Annotated in this window: 14 protein-coding genes; 12 read left to right on the forward strand and 2 right to left on the reverse strand. The window is 70.5% G+C overall.

Annotated elements, in window-relative coordinates; genetic code table 11:
- Positions 1–125 precede the first annotated feature (125 nt).
- Positions 126–746 (reverse strand): DUF2510 domain-containing protein, encoded by a 621-nt coding sequence (locus AIIKEEIJ_RS04280; protein ID WP_043800128.1) that lies wholly within the window; start codon positions 744–746, stop codon positions 126–128.
- 537 nt (positions 747–1,283) lie between these two features.
- On the opposite strand from AIIKEEIJ_RS04280, the gene AIIKEEIJ_RS04285 reads away from it, so the two are divergent.
- The 12 genes from AIIKEEIJ_RS04285 to ribB all read left to right on the forward strand — a co-directional run bounded on the left by AIIKEEIJ_RS04285 (position 1,284) and on the right by ribB (position 14,524).
- Complete coding sequence (locus AIIKEEIJ_RS04285) at positions 1,284–2,336, forward strand: substrate-binding domain-containing protein (protein ID WP_161995017.1); 1,053 nt, start codon at positions 1,284–1,286, stop codon at positions 2,334–2,336.
- 127 nt (positions 2,337–2,463) lie between these two features.
- Complete coding sequence (rutA, locus tag AIIKEEIJ_RS04290) at positions 2,464–3,549, forward strand: pyrimidine utilization protein A (protein WP_017680428.1); 1,086 nt, start codon at positions 2,464–2,466, stop codon at positions 3,547–3,549.
- A gap of 73 nt (positions 3,550–3,622) precedes the next feature.
- Complete coding sequence (locus tag AIIKEEIJ_RS04295) at positions 3,623–4,591, forward strand: nitrilase-related carbon-nitrogen hydrolase (RefSeq protein ID WP_161995018.1); 969 nt, start codon at positions 3,623–3,625, stop codon at positions 4,589–4,591.
- Positions 4,588–6,240, forward strand: a complete 1,653-nt coding sequence (locus AIIKEEIJ_RS04300; protein WP_161995019.1) for an amidase family protein — start codon at positions 4,588–4,590, stop codon at positions 6,238–6,240. Before AIIKEEIJ_RS04295 ends, AIIKEEIJ_RS04300 begins: the two co-directional genes overlap by 4 nt.
- Positions 6,233–7,717: an MFS transporter gene (locus AIIKEEIJ_RS04305; protein ID WP_161995020.1), complete on the forward strand. Its 1,485-nt coding sequence runs from the start codon at positions 6,233–6,235 to the stop codon at positions 7,715–7,717. Before AIIKEEIJ_RS04300 ends, AIIKEEIJ_RS04305 begins: the two co-directional genes overlap by 8 nt.
- The gene (locus AIIKEEIJ_RS04310; RefSeq protein ID WP_064066746.1) at positions 7,714–8,352 is read left to right on the forward strand and encodes an isochorismatase family protein; all 639 of its coding nucleotides are present in this window, start codon (positions 7,714–7,716) and stop codon (positions 8,350–8,352) included. Before AIIKEEIJ_RS04305 ends, AIIKEEIJ_RS04310 begins: the two co-directional genes overlap by 4 nt.
- 210 nt (positions 8,353–8,562) lie before the next feature.
- Positions 8,563–9,741, forward strand: coding sequence for a substrate-binding domain-containing protein (locus AIIKEEIJ_RS04315; protein ID WP_161995021.1), 1,179 nt, complete (start codon positions 8,563–8,565; stop codon positions 9,739–9,741).
- Positions 9,728–11,266, forward strand: a complete 1,539-nt coding sequence (locus AIIKEEIJ_RS04320; RefSeq protein WP_161995022.1) for an ATP-binding cassette domain-containing protein — start codon at positions 9,728–9,730, stop codon at positions 11,264–11,266. Before AIIKEEIJ_RS04315 ends, AIIKEEIJ_RS04320 begins: the two co-directional genes overlap by 14 nt.
- Positions 11,266–12,297 (forward strand): ABC transporter permease, encoded by a 1,032-nt coding sequence (locus tag AIIKEEIJ_RS04325; RefSeq protein WP_161995023.1) that lies wholly within the window; start codon positions 11,266–11,268, stop codon positions 12,295–12,297. Before AIIKEEIJ_RS04320 ends, AIIKEEIJ_RS04325 begins: the two co-directional genes overlap by 1 nt.
- A gap of 24 nt (positions 12,298–12,321) precedes the next feature.
- Positions 12,322–12,825, forward strand: coding sequence for an NADPH-dependent FMN reductase (locus AIIKEEIJ_RS04330; protein ID WP_043797286.1), 504 nt, complete (start codon positions 12,322–12,324; stop codon positions 12,823–12,825).
- Positions 12,822–13,307 carry a flavin reductase family protein gene (locus tag AIIKEEIJ_RS04335; protein WP_161995024.1) on the forward strand — a complete coding sequence of 162 codons (486 nt, stop codon included), beginning with the start codon at positions 12,822–12,824 and terminating at the stop codon, positions 13,305–13,307. The genes AIIKEEIJ_RS04330 and AIIKEEIJ_RS04335 overlap by 4 nt, the downstream gene beginning before the upstream one ends.
- Positions 13,304–14,524, forward strand: a complete 1,221-nt coding sequence (ribB, locus tag AIIKEEIJ_RS04340; RefSeq protein WP_161995025.1) for a 3,4-dihydroxy-2-butanone-4-phosphate synthase — start codon at positions 13,304–13,306, stop codon at positions 14,522–14,524. Before AIIKEEIJ_RS04335 ends, ribB begins: the two co-directional genes overlap by 4 nt.
- Positions 14,525–14,865: 341 nt before the next feature.
- On the opposite strand, the gene AIIKEEIJ_RS04345 is transcribed toward ribB, so the two are convergent.
- A partial coding sequence (locus AIIKEEIJ_RS04345) for a hypothetical protein (RefSeq protein ID WP_238406199.1) occupies positions 14,866–15,376 on the reverse strand: 511 nt, incomplete at its 5' end.

Here is a 15,376-nt window from a genome sequence, read left to right on the forward strand (position 1 = left end):
CCGAGAAGCACGCCAATTCGTCGATCATCGATGGACCGATCCTCTCCGTGTCGTGTTCGCCGGTCGGAGGTGGCTCCATCGACGATCTCACCGAGATGACAACGACATCCGGAGCGGCGTGGCGATCAGGGAGCTCCGAACCCATACGTGAAACTTCCGGTGCTCCAGTTCATGGTCGCGTGGTATTTGTAGCCGCTCATCGTGCCATCGCCGTTGTCTTTCGTTGCCGCGAAGCACTCGAATATCGTTGTCATCTCGGTGAGATCGTCGATGGAGCCACCTCCGACCGGCGAACACGACACGGAGAGGATCGGTCCATCGATGATCGACGAATTGGCGTGCTTCTCGGCCATCTGCTTGATACTTGCTTCGATCTGGGTGACGCTTACTCTTCGCATGGAGCGCTCTGCCTCTGCGCGTCGTTCCTCCTCTGCTTTCTCGGCCGCGATCCGATCGGCTTCCCTTTGTGCTGCCGCCGACGCCGCGGCCTCGGCCGCAGCAACCTGAGCCTCGATCTCGGCATCGTGGGAGACCTTCCAGGCGATGCCCGCGACTGCCACAACCGCGAGGAGGGCCGCGATACCCCACGTGATCGGCTTCCGTATCAGGGACTTCCAGCGTGGTGGTCCGGCGTGCGGCTGAGGGGGTGCGGGAAGATCCAACCACTGGCTGCCGTCCCAGTAGCGCATGCTGCCGTCAGGGCTCGGATACCACCCCGGAGCTGCACTATGTGCCTCGTTCGTCATGCCACGGCACCTCCACGGAAGCGGCCGAAATTGCAGTGATCTCCGTAGCGAGCGTATCGCGATAGCGCTGATCAGGGCGTGATTTTGGGGACCGGTTCAAGACTGAGGTGTCACTGTCCCGCAGCGCCGTCCAGGAATGGCTGCAGCGTGCGCACGGGATATTTGGGCGGCGATTCTCTCCATTGTTCTGTAGGTGGTACGAGGGCGACTTCCACGCCCTCCTGAATTTTGCGGTGAGAAACGATTCGGTCATCAGCTACGGAGCCGCGGGGTTACGGTTGGGCGCCGTGGCAGTTGCACCCCCGATCAGCGACGTCGGGTGGGTCGAGACCGTCGGAGCTCACAGTGGACAACCTATGCGCGGCCAGCCGTCAATCGTGTCGTCCACCGGGGAGCGAAAGTCGAGTGGTTCATGGCAACCTTGCACCCGCCGTGGCACCCTTGCACCCACTGTGGGCTGGCGCAATGGGTGCAGTCTGTGGCGAAATAGTACAAGCCTGCGCGCCGGGAGGGGCGGTGCGCACCTAGAATCCGCTCGTGGGCAACAAGTCGGTCACCAGCTACGACGTCGCACGCGCCGCAGGCGTGTCGCAGTCGACGGTGTCCCGCGCCCTCCGGGGCGACCCGCGCGTCATCGAGGAGACCCGCGATCGCATCCAGGCCTTGGCGAAGGAGATGGGGTACGTCCCGCACATCACGGCCCGGAGCCTGATCACGCGGCGGTCGTCGTCGATCGCGGTGGTCAGTGGTGACCTGCGGAACCCGTCGTACCCGACGCTGGTGAACACGCTGCAGGACCGGTTCGCGCAGCACGACTACCGGGTGCTGCTGATGAGCGACCGGACCGAGGGGTCGTTGGAGAAGGACATCCTGGCGCTGCGCGGCGGGCTGGTGGACGGGGTCGTATTCATCTCGGCGCGGCTGGACTCGCCCATCGTGTCGGAGATGATCGACTGGAAGATCCCGCTGGTGATCCTCAACCGCGACGTCGACGGCAGCCAGGCCGGGCGGGTGGACCGGGTGACGTCGGACAACGTGGGCGGGGGCCGGCTCGTCGCCGACCACCTGATCGAGATGGGGCACCGGCGCATCGGACTGATTTCCGGCCCGCTGGAGAACCCGAGCGTGAAGCTGCGCGAGACCGGCTTCCGGGAGGGGCTCGAAAGGCACGGCCACCCGCTGGACGAGACGCTCGTCCACCGCGGCGCGGTGGACGCCAGGACCGGTTTCGAGGGCGGCATGGAGCTGCTGAGCCGGCCGGACCGGCCGACGGCCGTGTTCTGCGCGACGGACTACATGGCCTACGGCACCCTCGACGCCACCAAACGCCTGGGCCTGCTCGTGCCCGACGACGTGTCGATCGTCGGCTACAACGACCTCGACGCGTCGGGTTGGTCGATGTTCGACCTGACGACGGTGCGCCAGCCCCTCGAGGACATGGCCTCGGCCGCCGCCGAACTGCTGCTCGCGCGGATCGACGGCGCGGCGGGCGCGCCGGTGCACCGGAACTTCGCCGTGGAATGGGTGCAGCGGGGGAGTGCGGCCCCCATCGGCCAAGTGGGACGTGCGCAGTCCGTCAAAGATCGTTAACCGGGGCAACAAGTCCGTTACCCACGAGCTCCGATCCGGCAATAACCCCTGAATACATTCGAAGTCATAGCGAGCAGGGCAGTGTTGCCCCACCGCTTCTTCGAATCCCCGCAGCTTCAGGAGCGACATGGAAATCGGCGTCTTCATCCCCATCGGCAACAACGGCTGGCTCATCTCCAAGAGCGCCCCGCAGTACATGCCGTCGTTCGAGCTCAACAAGACGATCGTGCAGAAGGCCGAGAAGCACGGCCTCGACTTCGCCCTGTCGATGATCAAGCTCAAGGGCTTCGGCGGCGAGACCGAGTTCTGGGATCACAACCTCGAGTCGTTCACCCTCATGGCCGGCCTCGCGGCCGTCACCGAGAAGATCAAGCTGTTCGCCTCCACCCCGATCCTCACCCTCCCGCCGGCCATGGTGGCCCGCATGGCGTCGACCATCGACTCGATCGCCCCCGGCCGCTTCGGCGTCAACATCGTGACCGGTTGGGCGCCCAACGAATACACGCAGATGGGCCTGTGGCCGGGCGAGGAGTACTTCGGCTACCGCTACCAGCAGGCCACCGAATACGTGACCGTCATGCGGCAGCTATGGGCCGACGGCGTCAGCAACTTCAAGGGCGAGCACTACACGATGGACGAGTGCGTCCTCTCGCCGAGCCCCACCGGCGGCGCCGTGCCGATCGTCGCGGCCGGACAGTCCAAGAGCGGCATGAAGTTCGCCTCCGAAATGGCCGACTACAACTTCATCATGGGCACCGGCATCAACACACCCACCGCGATCTCCGACGCCACCGCCACCCTCGTCGAGGCGGCGAACAAGACGGGCCGCGACGTCGGCGCCCTGACGCTGTTCATGATCATCGCCGACGAGACCGACGAAGCGGCCCAGGCGAAGTGGCAGGACTACCACGACAACGCCGATCTCGCCGCGCTCGGCTACATGGCCGACCAGTCCGCTGCCGACGCCACCGCCGACGACGCCTCGACCGCCAAGACCATCTCCCTGCCCGAGGGCGCGGTGAACTTCAACATGGGCACCCTCGTCGGCTCGTACGAGACCGTCGCGAAGATGCTCGACGAGGTCGCCGAGATCGAGGGCATCAAGGGCATCATGCTCACCTTCGACGACTTCGTCGAGGGCATCGAGAACTTCGGTACCCGCATCCAGCCGCTGATGAAGAGCCGCACCACCGTTCAGGCCGAAGCCGCCTGACCCCGAGCGGCGGGTGGGGGCGCGTGCACCGATCCGCGCCCCCACCCGCCACCCCACACCCGGAGGTTCCCTCTTGCATCCGCGCACCCTCGACGTCGCGATCGTCCAAGCCGGCGAACTCACCGAGGACCTCCTCGGCAACCTGGCCCGGCTCGCCGCCCTCGGCCGCACCGCCGCCGCACCCGACGCGACCGGCGCCGTCCCCGACCTGGTGGTGCTGCCCGAACTGATCACCACCCCCTACTTCTGCACCAGCCACGACGTGGACCGCACCCCCTGGGCGCAGACCGTCCCCGGCGAGGCCACCACGCTGTTCGGCGACCTCGCCCGCGAACTCGGCTGCGCGATCGCCTTCGGCCTGTTCGAGCGCACCACCCACGACGCCACCCACAACTCCGTCGTCCTCGTCGACCCGGCCGGTGAGGTCGTCACCTGGCGCACCCCCGACGGCGGCGCAGTGCCCGCCTACCGCAAGCTCTCGCTGCCCGCGAGCACGGTCGGCGACGTCGACATCGACGAGAAGTACCACTTCGCGCCCGGCCAGGCCCCCGCCACCGCCGACCTGTTCGGCACCCGCTTCGGCTGCGTGATCTGCTACGACCGCACCTTCCCCGAGTATTGGGCCGTCGCCCGCGCGCTCGGCGCCGAGGTGATGCTCGCGATCGTCTCGTCCCTCGGCACCCGCGAAGACCTGTTCCTCGCCGAGTTGCAGACCCGTGCCCTCGAATCGCAGATGTGGATCGTCGCCGCCAACCGTGCCGGGCCGGAGACCCTGAACGGCGTGACCGTCGACTACTTCGGCCTCTCGTGCGTCATCGCCCCGAACGGCGAGGTCGTCGCGCAGGCACCCGCGCACCGGGCGGGGGAGACGCTGCGCTTCACCCTCGACCTCGACGCCGTCCCGGCCGTGCGCGCGGCCTTCCCGCTGGCCCGCGACCGTCGCCCCGACGTGCTGCGCCTGCTCGCCGACCTCACCGCCGGCATCGTCCGGCCCGAGCCGCTGCCCCGGCCGAGTGCCCTGCCGCTGGAGGTGAGCGGGTGACCACCACCGACTATCCCGACCTCACCGCCGCCGCGGCCACCTCCGTCGACGACCTGCTGCCGCAGGCCCGCGCCGACATGGCACCCCTGCTCGAGACCTCCCGGCTCGCGCCGCTGCCGCCCGCACCCGACGCGCCGGCCGCCGAGCCCGCCCACTCCGTCGCGCTGCTCGCCGCGAGCCCCGTCCCGGCCCCGCCCCTCCCGGCCCCGGCGCACCGCGCGCGCACCGGCGCGGCGCTGCACGACCTCGGCGTGCTCGACCTGCTCGCCGCCTACGCCGCCGACACCACCACGCCCACCGCGGTGCTCGCCGCGCTGCGCGCCCGCTGGGCCGACCCGGCGCTCGTCGGCGGGGCGATTCTCGCCGTCGTCGACGGCGCCGACGAGGCCGCCGCCGACTCCGACCGCCGCTGGCTGGGCGGCACCGCCCGCCCGCTCGAGGGCGTCTTCTTCGGCGTCAAGGACATCGTCGACGTCGCCGGCGCCCCGGTCACCGCGGACTCGCACACCACCGGCGACCGCGTCGCCGGCACCGACGCCACGGCCGTCGCCCGGCTGCGGGCCGCCGGCGCCATCCCCGTCCTGATCACCGCGACCACCGAATTCGCCTGCGGGGCTCCGCACAACGCCCGCCACGGCGCCGTCACCAACCCGTGGGACCGCAGCCGCTGGACCGGCGGCTCGTCGACCGGCTCGGCCGGCGCCCTCGCCGCGCGCCTCGTCCCGCTCGCCCTCGGCACCGACACCGGCGGCTCGATCCGCGTGCCCAGCGCCCTGTGCAACCTCACCGGCATCAAGCCCACCTACGGGCTCGTCCCGCGCACGGGCGTCGCGTCGCTGTCGTGGACCCTCGACCACATCGGGCCGATGGCGCGCTCCGCCGCCGACCTGCGCGTCGTCCTCGACATCCTCGCCGGACCCGACGGCCTCGACCCCGCCGCGGCCCCGGACGCGGTGGCGCGGCAGGTGCAGGCCGGCCTCGCGGACCCCGGCACTCCCGGCGCGCCGTCGCTGGCGGGCGTGCGGCTCGGCGTCCCCACCACGTGGTTCACCGAGCTGTGCGACGCGGGCGTGCTGGCCGCGTGGGAGGCGGCGATCGCCGCGCTGCGGGGCCTGGACGTCGAGGTGGTGCCCGTCGACATCCCCGACGCCCACCGCCTGCACGACGACGTCACCATCGTGCTCACCTGCGAGCTCGCCGCCAACCAGGAGGGCGCGCTGGAGCGGTTCGCGCGGTACGACATCGGCACCCAGGTGCGCATCGCGCGCGGGCTGGTGCCTTCGGCGGTGGACTACCTGCGTTCGCTGCGCCGCCGCGCCGGCGCCCAGCACGCGACGGTGCAGGCGTTCGACACCGCCGGGATCGACGCGTTCGTCACCCCGGGCATCGGGGCGACGGCCGCGCGGCTGTCGGACGTCACCGTCGAGATCGACGGCGTGCGCCACCCGATGCAGTCGATCGTGGGCCGCAACACCGGCCTGTTCGACTACCTCGGCCTGCCCGCAGTGATGGCGCCGGCCGGCTTCGTCGACGGCCTCCCCGTCGGCGTGCAGATCGTGGGCCGGCCGTGGGCCGACGACACGTGCCTGCGCCTGACGCAGGTGCTGCAGGCCGTCACCGACGTCCACGAGCGTCGCGCCGATGGATAGCCTTGCCGCACGGCATCATCCGTGGCGGGTGTTCGCGGCCACCAGTATCGGCGTGGTCGCGGTGTTCCTCAGCATCAGCGGCCTCACCGTCGCGCTGCCCACCGTCACCCGCGAGCTGGGTGCCTCGGCGGCGCAGTCGACGTGGATCCTGTTGGGCTACATGCTCGTCACCACCGCACTGATCCTCGTGTTCGGCCGGCTCGCCGACATCGTCGGCCGGCGCCCGCTGTATCTGGCGGGGCTGGCGGTGTTCACGGTCGCGACCGGGCTGTGCATGCTCGCGCCGACCGCCGGGTGGCTGATCGCGGGGCGGGTGCTGCAGGGCGTCGGGGCGGCGGCCGTCGTCACCAACAACACGGCGCTGCTCACCGACACCTTCCCGCCGCACAGCCTGGGCCGTGCCCTCGGCTGGAACGCGACCGTCGCGGCCGTCGCGCAGGTCGTCGGGCCGGTGATCGGCGGTGCGGCGACGGCCGCGTTCGGCTGGCGCGGGCTGTTCGTCGTCGTGCTGCCGGTGGGCGTGCTCGCGATCGCGTCGTCGCTGATGGTGATCCCGCGTGGCACCCGCCGGCGCATCGAGCGCGAGCCGTTCGACCTGGCGGGGGCCGTGCTGTCGACCGCGCTGCTGACCGCCGTCGTGCTGGCGCTGACACCGGGGGTGACGTCGTCGCCGTGGTTGCCGTGGGCGTGCGGCGCCGCGAGCCTGGTGCTCGGCGCGGTGTTCGCGGCGGTGCAGATCCGTCGCGCCCATCCGCTGGTGGACCTGACGCTGTTCCGCAACCGCGGCATCGCGCTCGTCCTCGTGGCGGTGCTCGTCAACGCCGTCGCCACCTACGCGGTGACGCTGCTCGTGTCGCTGTACGGGCAGGCGGTGGGCGGGATCTCGGCCGTCGCGGCTGGGTTGCTGGTGATGCCCGTCGCGGTGGGCACCGTCGTCGCGGCCGCCGCCGCGGGCTCGCTGATGCTGCGCTTCACCCCGCGCACGCTGACCGCCACGGGCATGGCGCTCAACGCCGTCGGGCTGCTCGGCGTCACCCTGATGCTCTCGCCGGACGGCGGATCGCTAGGAGCGACGGCGCCGTTCCTGTTCGTCCTCGGCTGCGGCACCGGCCTGTTCATGACCCCGAGCACCAGCGCGCTGATGCTCACCGCGCCCGCGGAACGTCGCGGGATCGCCAACGGGCTGCGCTCGACGCTGCAGAACGTCGGCTACCTGCTCAGCACCGCGCTGGCGCTGGCCGTCGCGACCGTCGGGCTCAGCGCCACCGCGCGGCAGGCCGCGTACGGCGGCACCCTCGGCACGCTCGGCAGCGCCGAACTGGCGCGGTTCGTCGACAACGTCCGCGCGGTGGGTCTCGCGCTCACCGTCGTCGCCGCCGCGGGCGTCGCCGTGTGCCTGGCCTTCCCGCGACGGAACGCCGCGCCCGCCGCCGTGCGTCCCCTCGAGCCCGTCACGACCCTGAAGGACATCGCATGACCCTCGCCGACCGCACCACCCAGGCGGCCGACTACGCCCGCGCCGGCTTCGGGCAGGAACTTCAGCCCGGCACTCGCCCGGCCCTGATCGTCGTCGACCCGGCCCGCGCCTACATCGACCCGGACTGCCCGCTCTACGCCGGGGTGGAGGAGAACGTCGCGGCGATGCGCACGCTGCTCGCCGACGCCCGCGCCGCCGGCATCCCCGTCGTGATCACCGAGGTGCGGCTGCGCGCCGACGGCGCCGACGCCGGGGTGTTCTTCAAGAAGTCGGGCACGCTCGTCGCGTTCTGCGAGGGCAGCCCGTACGGGGAGCTCATCGACGGCCTCGAGCCGACGTGTGCCGAGCTGCTCGTGACGAAGAAGTACGCGAGCGCGTTCTTCGGGACGTCGCTGAATTCGTACCTGACGTCGCTCGGGGTGGACACTGTCCTCATCGCCGGCCTGTCCACGAGCGGCTGCGTGCGCGCGACGACCCTCGACGCGATGCAGCACGGCTACATTCCCATAGTCGTGGAAGACGCCGTGGGCGACCGGGATCCGGCCATCCACCACTCGAACCTGTTCGACATGCAGCAGAAAATGGCCGAGGTCTGGCCGCTGACCCGCGCCCAGTCCTACCTCGCCCGTGCGTGATTCCGGTAGCGCTGGCTACCAGAAACGCGCACGGGCGGCGGAGCCGCACGGCAGTTAACACGAACGAACCAACGGTGTTGCCGGCCGCAACACGGCACCCGATACATTCGAAGTCATCGACCGCATCGGCCGGCCCCGCAACGACGCGCCCCCGCCTCTCGTCGAATCCCGCCTCTCGTCGAACCTCCTCTTCCCCCTCCAGGAGAATTCATGCGCACCACCCTTCCCGGCCGCGCCGCGATCGCCGCGCTCACTCTCACGGCCGCCCTCGGTCTCGCCGCATGCAGTAGTTCCGGCTCCGGCGGCGGCGACGTCTCCGACGTCGACGTCGCGGCCGGCATCGAATACGCCCGCGCCCAGCTCGCGAAGTACGCGGCCGACCCGGAGTTCACACTCGAGGCCGAGCCCTTCCCGATGCGGAACATCGCCGGCAAGACGATCTTCGCGATCCCCACCAACAGCGAGAACCCCTACAACGTCGCCGTCGACGAGGAATCGAAGAAGGTCGCCGAACGCTACGGCGCCACCTGGATCGAATACACCAACCAGGGCCAGCCCGCCCAGTGGGCCACCGGCGTCGAGCAGGCCGTCAACCAGAGGGTCGACCTGATCATCCTCTCCCAGGGCATCGACGCCTCCCTCATCAAGCCGGCCCTCGAAAAGGCCGAGGCGGCAAACATTCCCGTCCTGCTCACCCACACCATCCTGCGCGGGGAGTCGCTGCCAGCCGGCCTCGAGGGGCTCGTCGACGCCACCACCGACGCCCCGCTCGCCGAGGCCAACCGCCTCACCGTCGACTGGATGATCGATCAGACCGACGGCGAGGGCAACGCCCTGATCATTACCTCCAACGAGGTCCCGCCCGCCAAGGCCGAGGTCGCGGCGATGGAGGACGAGATCGCGCAGTACTGCCCCCGGTGCGAATACAAGATCGTCAACGTGCCCGTCGCCGAGTGGGCCACCAAGATCCAGTCCGAGGTGCAGTCAGCCCTCTCCGCCGACCCCACCATCAACTTCGTCCTGCCCATCTACGATTCGATGTCGCTCTATGCCCAGTCCGGCATCAAGGCCGCCGGCAAGACCGGCCAGGTCGAGATCTCCTCCGTCAACGGCACCCCCGCCGTGCTGAAGATCCAGCAGGACGACGGCATCGTCACCATGAACGTCGGCGAATCCATCCCGTGGCTCGCCTGGGCCACCATGGACCAGGCCGGCCGCCTGCTCCTGGGCTACGACCCCGTCCCGAACGGTGCCCAGCAGACCCCGCTCAAGCTCATCACCGCCGACAACATCGACGAGACCGGCACCCCGCCGCAGCCCGACAAGGGCTACGGCACCGCCTACGTCACCGGCTACGAGGCCCTGTGGGGGTCCAGTGAGCAGCCCTGACCCCATCGTCAACATCGTCGGCCTGTCCAAGACCTTCGGCAGCCACACCGTCCTGAAGGACGTCGGCCTGACGATCCACGCCGGCGAGGTGCACGGCCTGCTCGGCGAGAACGGCTCCGGCAAGTCCACCCTCATCAAGGTCCTCGCCGGTTTCCACGCCCCCGACCCCGGTGCCGCCCTGCAGGTCCGCGGCCGCGACGTGCCCCTGCCCGTCCCCGCCGGCGGGTTCCGCGAACTCGGCATCAGCTTCGTCCACCAGGACCTCGCGCTCGTGCCCGACCTGTCGGTGGTGGAGAACCTGCGCGTCGGGCCCGTCGTCGCCGGCTCTAGGCCGTGGATCTCGTGGCGGCGCGAGAAGGGCACCGCCCGAGCGCTGTTCGACCGCTTCGGCCTCGACGTCGACCCGGATGCGCCGGTGTCGAGCCTCGGCGAGACCGACCGCGCGCTCGTCGCGATCCTGCGGGCCGTGGAGGAACTCGGCGACCGCCGCACCCTCCTCGTCCTCGACGAGCCGACCGTCTTCCTCCCCCGCGAGGGCACCGACCTGCTGTTCTCCGTCGTCCGCGAGATCGTCGCCGACAGGAAGGCCGCGGTCCTGTTCGTCTCGCACGACCTCGACGAGGTGCTCGACCACACCGACCGCGTCACCGTCCTGCGCGACGGCGTCTCCCAGGGCACCCACCGCACCCGCGACCTCACCGCCGTCTCGCTCATCGACCTCATCGTCGGCCGCAGCCTCGACTCCGCCGACCCCCGCGTCGCCGGTCCCGTCCGCGACTTCGACGACGCGTCGCCGCTCGCCCGGGTCGAGGAACTCGAGACCGCGACCGTCGACGGGATCGGCTTCGACGTGCGGCCCGGCGAGATCGTCGGCCTCACCGGCATCGCCGGCTCCGGCTACGACGACGTGCTGCCCGCCGTTTACGGGGCCCGACCGGCCCGCGGGGGAAGGTTGACGATCGGACCCGACACCGTTGCGCTACAGACGATCACGCCGATCGACGCGCTCGACCGCAAGGTGGTGTACGTGCCGCCGGACCGCAAGGTGGAGGGCAGCGCGCCGGAGCTGACCGTCGCCGAGAACGTCACCCTGCCGATTCTCGGCGCGGGCCTGGTCAAACCGGGCGCGCTCAGGGCCGTCGCCGCGTCCCTAGCCGAACGCTGCGACGTGCGGCCCCGCGACCCCCAGGCCGTCTACGGTTCCCTCTCCGGCGGCAACCAGCAGAAGGCCCTGCTCGGCAAGTGGCTCCAGACCGACCCGGCGCTGGTGCTGCTCGCCGAACCCACTCAGGGCGTAGACATCGGTGCCCGCGCCCGCATCTTCGAGATGCTCCGCGAGACGGCGCGCGGGGGAGCGGGCATCGTCGTCGCCAGCTCCGACTACGAGCAGCTGTCGGTGCTGTGCGACCGCGTCCTCGTCTTCTCCCGCGGCCACATCGTCGCCGACCTCACCGGCGACCACCTTTCCAAGCACCACATCTCGGACAGCGTCCTCGGACTGACCCGACAGGAAGTGAAAGCCTGATGTCCGTCACCCTCGACAAGACCACCACCACGAAAACTCCCGCACCCGTGGCGGACTCCGCCCGGCCGCGCGTCGCGCTCGGCCCGCTGGTCGAGAAGTACGCGCTCGTGCTGGCCCTCGTCGCCGTCGTGCTCGTGTTCAGCGCGCTGCGCCCCGAGATCTACCCGACCGCGAACAACCTGCAGAACATCCTCGGCTCCCAGGCCGTGCTGCTCATCCTCGCCCTCGGGCTGATCGTGCCGCTCACCGCCGGCGAGTTCGACCTCTCGGCCGTGTCCACCATGTCCCTCGCCGCGATGACCATCGCGGTGCTCAACGTCCAGCAGGGCTGGTCGCTGCTGCCGGCCATCGCCGTCGCCGTGCTTGTCGCGCTGTTCGTCGGCGTCGTGAACGCCGTGCTCGTCGTCCGGCTGCACATCGACTCGTTCATCGCGACGCTCGGCAGCGGCACGGTCGTCCTCGGCGTGGTGCAGTGGATCTCCGATTCCACCTCGGTCACCGGCATCGACGCCGCGCTCGTCGACGCGACCATCGGCACCCGCCTGTTCGGGGTGTCGCTGCAGTTCTACTACGCCCTCGCCCTCGTCCTGCTCACCGCGGTGATCTTCCAGTACACGCCGATCGGGCGGCGGCTGCTGTTCGTCGGGCGCGGCCCGCAGGTCGCGCGGCTCAGCGGCCTGCACGTCGACCGCATCCGCGGTGGCGCGCTCGTCACCTCCGCGCTCGTCGCGGCCCTGGCCGGCATCGTCTACGCCGGCATGCTCGGCGGCGCCGACCCGTCGTCCGGCCAGTCGTTCATGCTGCCGGCGTTCGCCGCCGCATTCCTGGGCGCCACCGCGATCGTGCCCGGCCGCTTCAACGCCTTCGGCACCCTCGTCGCGGTGTACTTCCTCGTCGCCGGGGTCGTCGGGCTGCAGATGCTCGGCGTCGCCAGCTTCGTCCAGCAACTGTTCTACGGCGGCGCACTCGTCGTCGCCGTCGCCCTCTCCGGTGCGGTCCGTCGTCGCACCGCCTCCCGATCCGCGCGCTGAGCGCCCGACCGAAGGACACCCGCCATGAAGACCACCGTCGTCGCCGGCAACCCCAAGCCCGGCTCCCGCACCCTCGACGCCGCCACCCACCTGGCCACCGAACTCACCGGCTCCGCCCCCGACCACGTCGTCGACGTAATCACCCTCGGACCCGGCCTGCTCGGCTGGGGCGACGACGCCGTCAAGGCGGCGGTGGACACCGTCGCCGCCTCGGACCTCGTGGTCGTCGCCAGCCCCACCTTCAAGGCCACCTACACCGGCATCCTCAAGCTCTTCCTCGACCAGTTCGCCACCGGCGACGGCCTGCGCGACGTCACCGCCGTGCCGCTCATGCTCGGCGCCGGCCCGGCCCACGCCCTGGCCCCGGACCTGCTGCTCAAGCCGGTCCTCGTCGAACTCGGTGCCACCACCCCGGCGCCGGGTCTGTACCTGCTCGACTCCACCTACACCACCGACACGCGGATCGCGGACTACGCCCAGCGCTGGGCTCCGGTCCTGCGCTCCACTCTCCGGACGGAGGCCCGATGACCACCCTGACCCTCGACGGCGCCGCGCTGCGTCGCGCCTTCGCCCACATCCCGTCCGGGGTCGTCGCGATCTGCGCCGACACCGGCACCGAACGCCTCGGCATGGCCGCGAGCACGTTCGTGCCGGTGTCGTTGGATCCGCCGCTGGTGGCATTCTGCGTGCAGAACACCTCCACCACCTGGCCGAAGCTCGCGGCACGACCGCGACTGGGCATCAGCGTCCTGAACTCCGACGGTGCCGCCCGGGTGCTCGCGGCCAAGGACGGCGACCGGTTCGCCGGCATCGACACCGAAACCCGGGACAGGGGAGCGCTGTTCGTCGCCGGCTGTAGCGTCCGGCTGGACGTGTCGATCGAACAGCAAGTGCCCGCGGGCGACCATGCCATCGTCGTGCTGCGGGTCCACGAACTGCACTGCGACGACTCCGGCACCGAGCCGATCGTGTTCCACCGCAGCGCCTTCCGCCGGCTGGTGGCGTCGTGAACCGGATCGAGGCGGCGCTGGCCGCACTGCGCGCGGGGCGGCCCGTCCTCGTCGCCGACGACGCCGACCGCGAGAACGAGGGTGACGTGATCCTCGCCGCCCACCACGCGAGTCCGGAGTGGATCGCGTGGACCGTGCGGCACACCTCGGGCCTGCTGTGCGCGCCGATGACCGGCGCCCGCGCCGACGCCCTGGACCTGCCGGCGATGGTGACCGACAACCAAGACCCGAAGCAGACCGCGTACACGATCACGGTCGACGCGGCGCGCGGGGTGAGCACCGGCATCAGTGCCGCCGACCGCGCCACCACGCTGCGGGTGCTCGCCGACCCCACCGCCACCGCCCGCGACCTGATCCGGCCCGGGCACATCCTGCCGCTGCGCGCCCGGCCCGGCGGGGTGCTCGAACGTCCCGGCCACACCGAGGCCGCCGTCGACCTGTGCGCGCTCGCCGGGCTGCCCCAGGTCGGGGTGATCGCCGAACTCGTCGCCGACGACGGGTCCATGATGCGCATGCCCGGCATCGAGGACCTCGGCGCCCGGCACGACCTGCCCGTCCTCACCGTCGCGGAGCTGATCAACTACCGCGCCGCGCACCCGCTGCCCGCAACCGTGGTGCCGGCCGGGCGGGTGATCCGCGCCGACGAGACCGTGATGCCGACCCGGTTCGGCACCTTCCGTGCCGTCGGCTACCTGGACCGGCACACCGGTGCCGAGCACCTGGCGCTGCTCGCCGGAGACCCGGTCGACGGGGCGCTGGTGCGGGTGCATTCGGAGTGCCTGACCGGGGAGTCGTTCGCCTCCCAGCGCTGCGAATGCGGCCCGCAGCTCGACGCCGCCCTCGAGCGTCTCGCCCACGAGGGCGGGGTGCTGGTGTATCTGCGCGGGCACGAGGGCCGTGGCATCGGACTGCTGAAGAAGCTGGCCGCCTACCGGCTGCAGGACGGCGGCCTGGACACCGTGCAGGCCAATCTGGAACTGGACGAACCCGCCGACGGCCGCGAATACGGCGGTGCCGCCGCGATCCTGCACGACCTCGGTGTGCGGTCGGTGCGGCTGCTCACCAACAACCCGGCCAAGATCTCCGGCCTCGAGGCCAACGGCATCGTCGTGTCGGGGCGGGTGCCGCTGCACGTCGGCAGGGCCCCGGCGAACGTGCGTTACCTCGAAGCCAAACGACGGCGGATGGGACATCTGCTGCCGGCGGCGGAAGGCTGAGGCGCAGAACATTATCCGCGCACCTCGCAGTCATCCGCTCGTGCAATTGCAGGAGCGGATGACTGACGGCCGAGCGGCTGTGAGGGCCTTTCAGCGGTTGCGTGACTCGAACTCGTCGCGTGCGGCGACGATGCGCGCGACGGTGTCTTCGATGCCGGTGCACTACTGGGATTCCGGCAGGGGAACGTTCCGGTCGCGAAAGTGGACGCGGCCGAATATCAAGACTCCGTTAGCGGTTCGACGCTCATTCCACATCGGTACGGCAGGGGCGAGTTGGTCTCGGGCAGCGCGCATCGTACCGCCAGTTGGGTGGGCACGATGTCGTCCCCGTTGTCGGTTGCTTAATCGCAGTAGTCGCATCGACCGGTAGCCGGAAGAGCCGTGCGGTGTACCGGGCAGAAATCGGTTTGGGTGTGTCTGGTCGACGCATCCCGGCGAGCCGCTGCGGACCGCGTGGCCGCCACCTTGGGCGTGAGCGTGGGTTCTCCACCGTCCGCGGGCAGGTTGTCGGCATAGGCGCGGTAGCACTCGAGCCGGGCCCAGGCGGCGTGATGATCGAGGTCATCGGGAATGGGCTCACTGGCGGTCTCGAGGACGTAGCGGTAACCGTCGCCGACGGTGTGGTCCTGCTTGACGCAGAGTGCCGTGAGCGGGGGCTCGCCGCGACGTGCGCATTCGTCGACTACTACTCCGAGGACCTTTCCGATCCAGTTGCGCATCTGTATTCGGGTGCGAATGCCGGCTTCTTCTTGGACTTGTTCGGCCAGATCCATGTAGGTGATGAATCCGTTGTATCGCCGCGCAGTGCGCTCGAGAATGCCCTGGGCGGCCACCGCCCACGCCGCCCGAGCG

The organism is Rhodococcus sp. YH1 (assembly GCF_009939605.1).
GTDB lineage: Bacteria > Actinomycetota > Actinomycetes > Mycobacteriales > Mycobacteriaceae > Rhodococcus > Rhodococcus aetherivorans.

Coding starts and splice junctions, on each gene's coding strand:
- AIIKEEIJ_RS04325 (WP_161995023.1), top strand. CDS start 11,266: ATGTCCGTCACCCTCGACAAGACCACCACCACGAAAACTCCCGCACCC.
- AIIKEEIJ_RS04315 (WP_161995021.1), top strand. CDS start 8,563: ATGCGCACCACCCTTCCCGGCCGCGCCGCGATCGCCGCGCTCACTCTC.
- AIIKEEIJ_RS04305 (WP_161995020.1), top strand. CDS start 6,233: ATGGATAGCCTTGCCGCACGGCATCATCCGTGGCGGGTGTTCGCGGCC.
- AIIKEEIJ_RS04335 (WP_161995024.1), top strand. CDS start 12,822: ATGACCACCCTGACCCTCGACGGCGCCGCGCTGCGTCGCGCCTTCGCC.
- rutA (WP_017680428.1), top strand. CDS start 2,464: ATGGAAATCGGCGTCTTCATCCCCATCGGCAACAACGGCTGGCTCATC.
- AIIKEEIJ_RS04330 (WP_043797286.1), top strand. CDS start 12,322: ATGAAGACCACCGTCGTCGCCGGCAACCCCAAGCCCGGCTCCCGCACC.
- AIIKEEIJ_RS04310 (WP_064066746.1), top strand. CDS start 7,714: ATGACCCTCGCCGACCGCACCACCCAGGCGGCCGACTACGCCCGCGCC.
- AIIKEEIJ_RS04280 (WP_043800128.1), bottom strand. CDS start 746: ATGACGAACGAGGCACATAGTGCAGCTCCGGGGTGGTATCCGAGCCCT.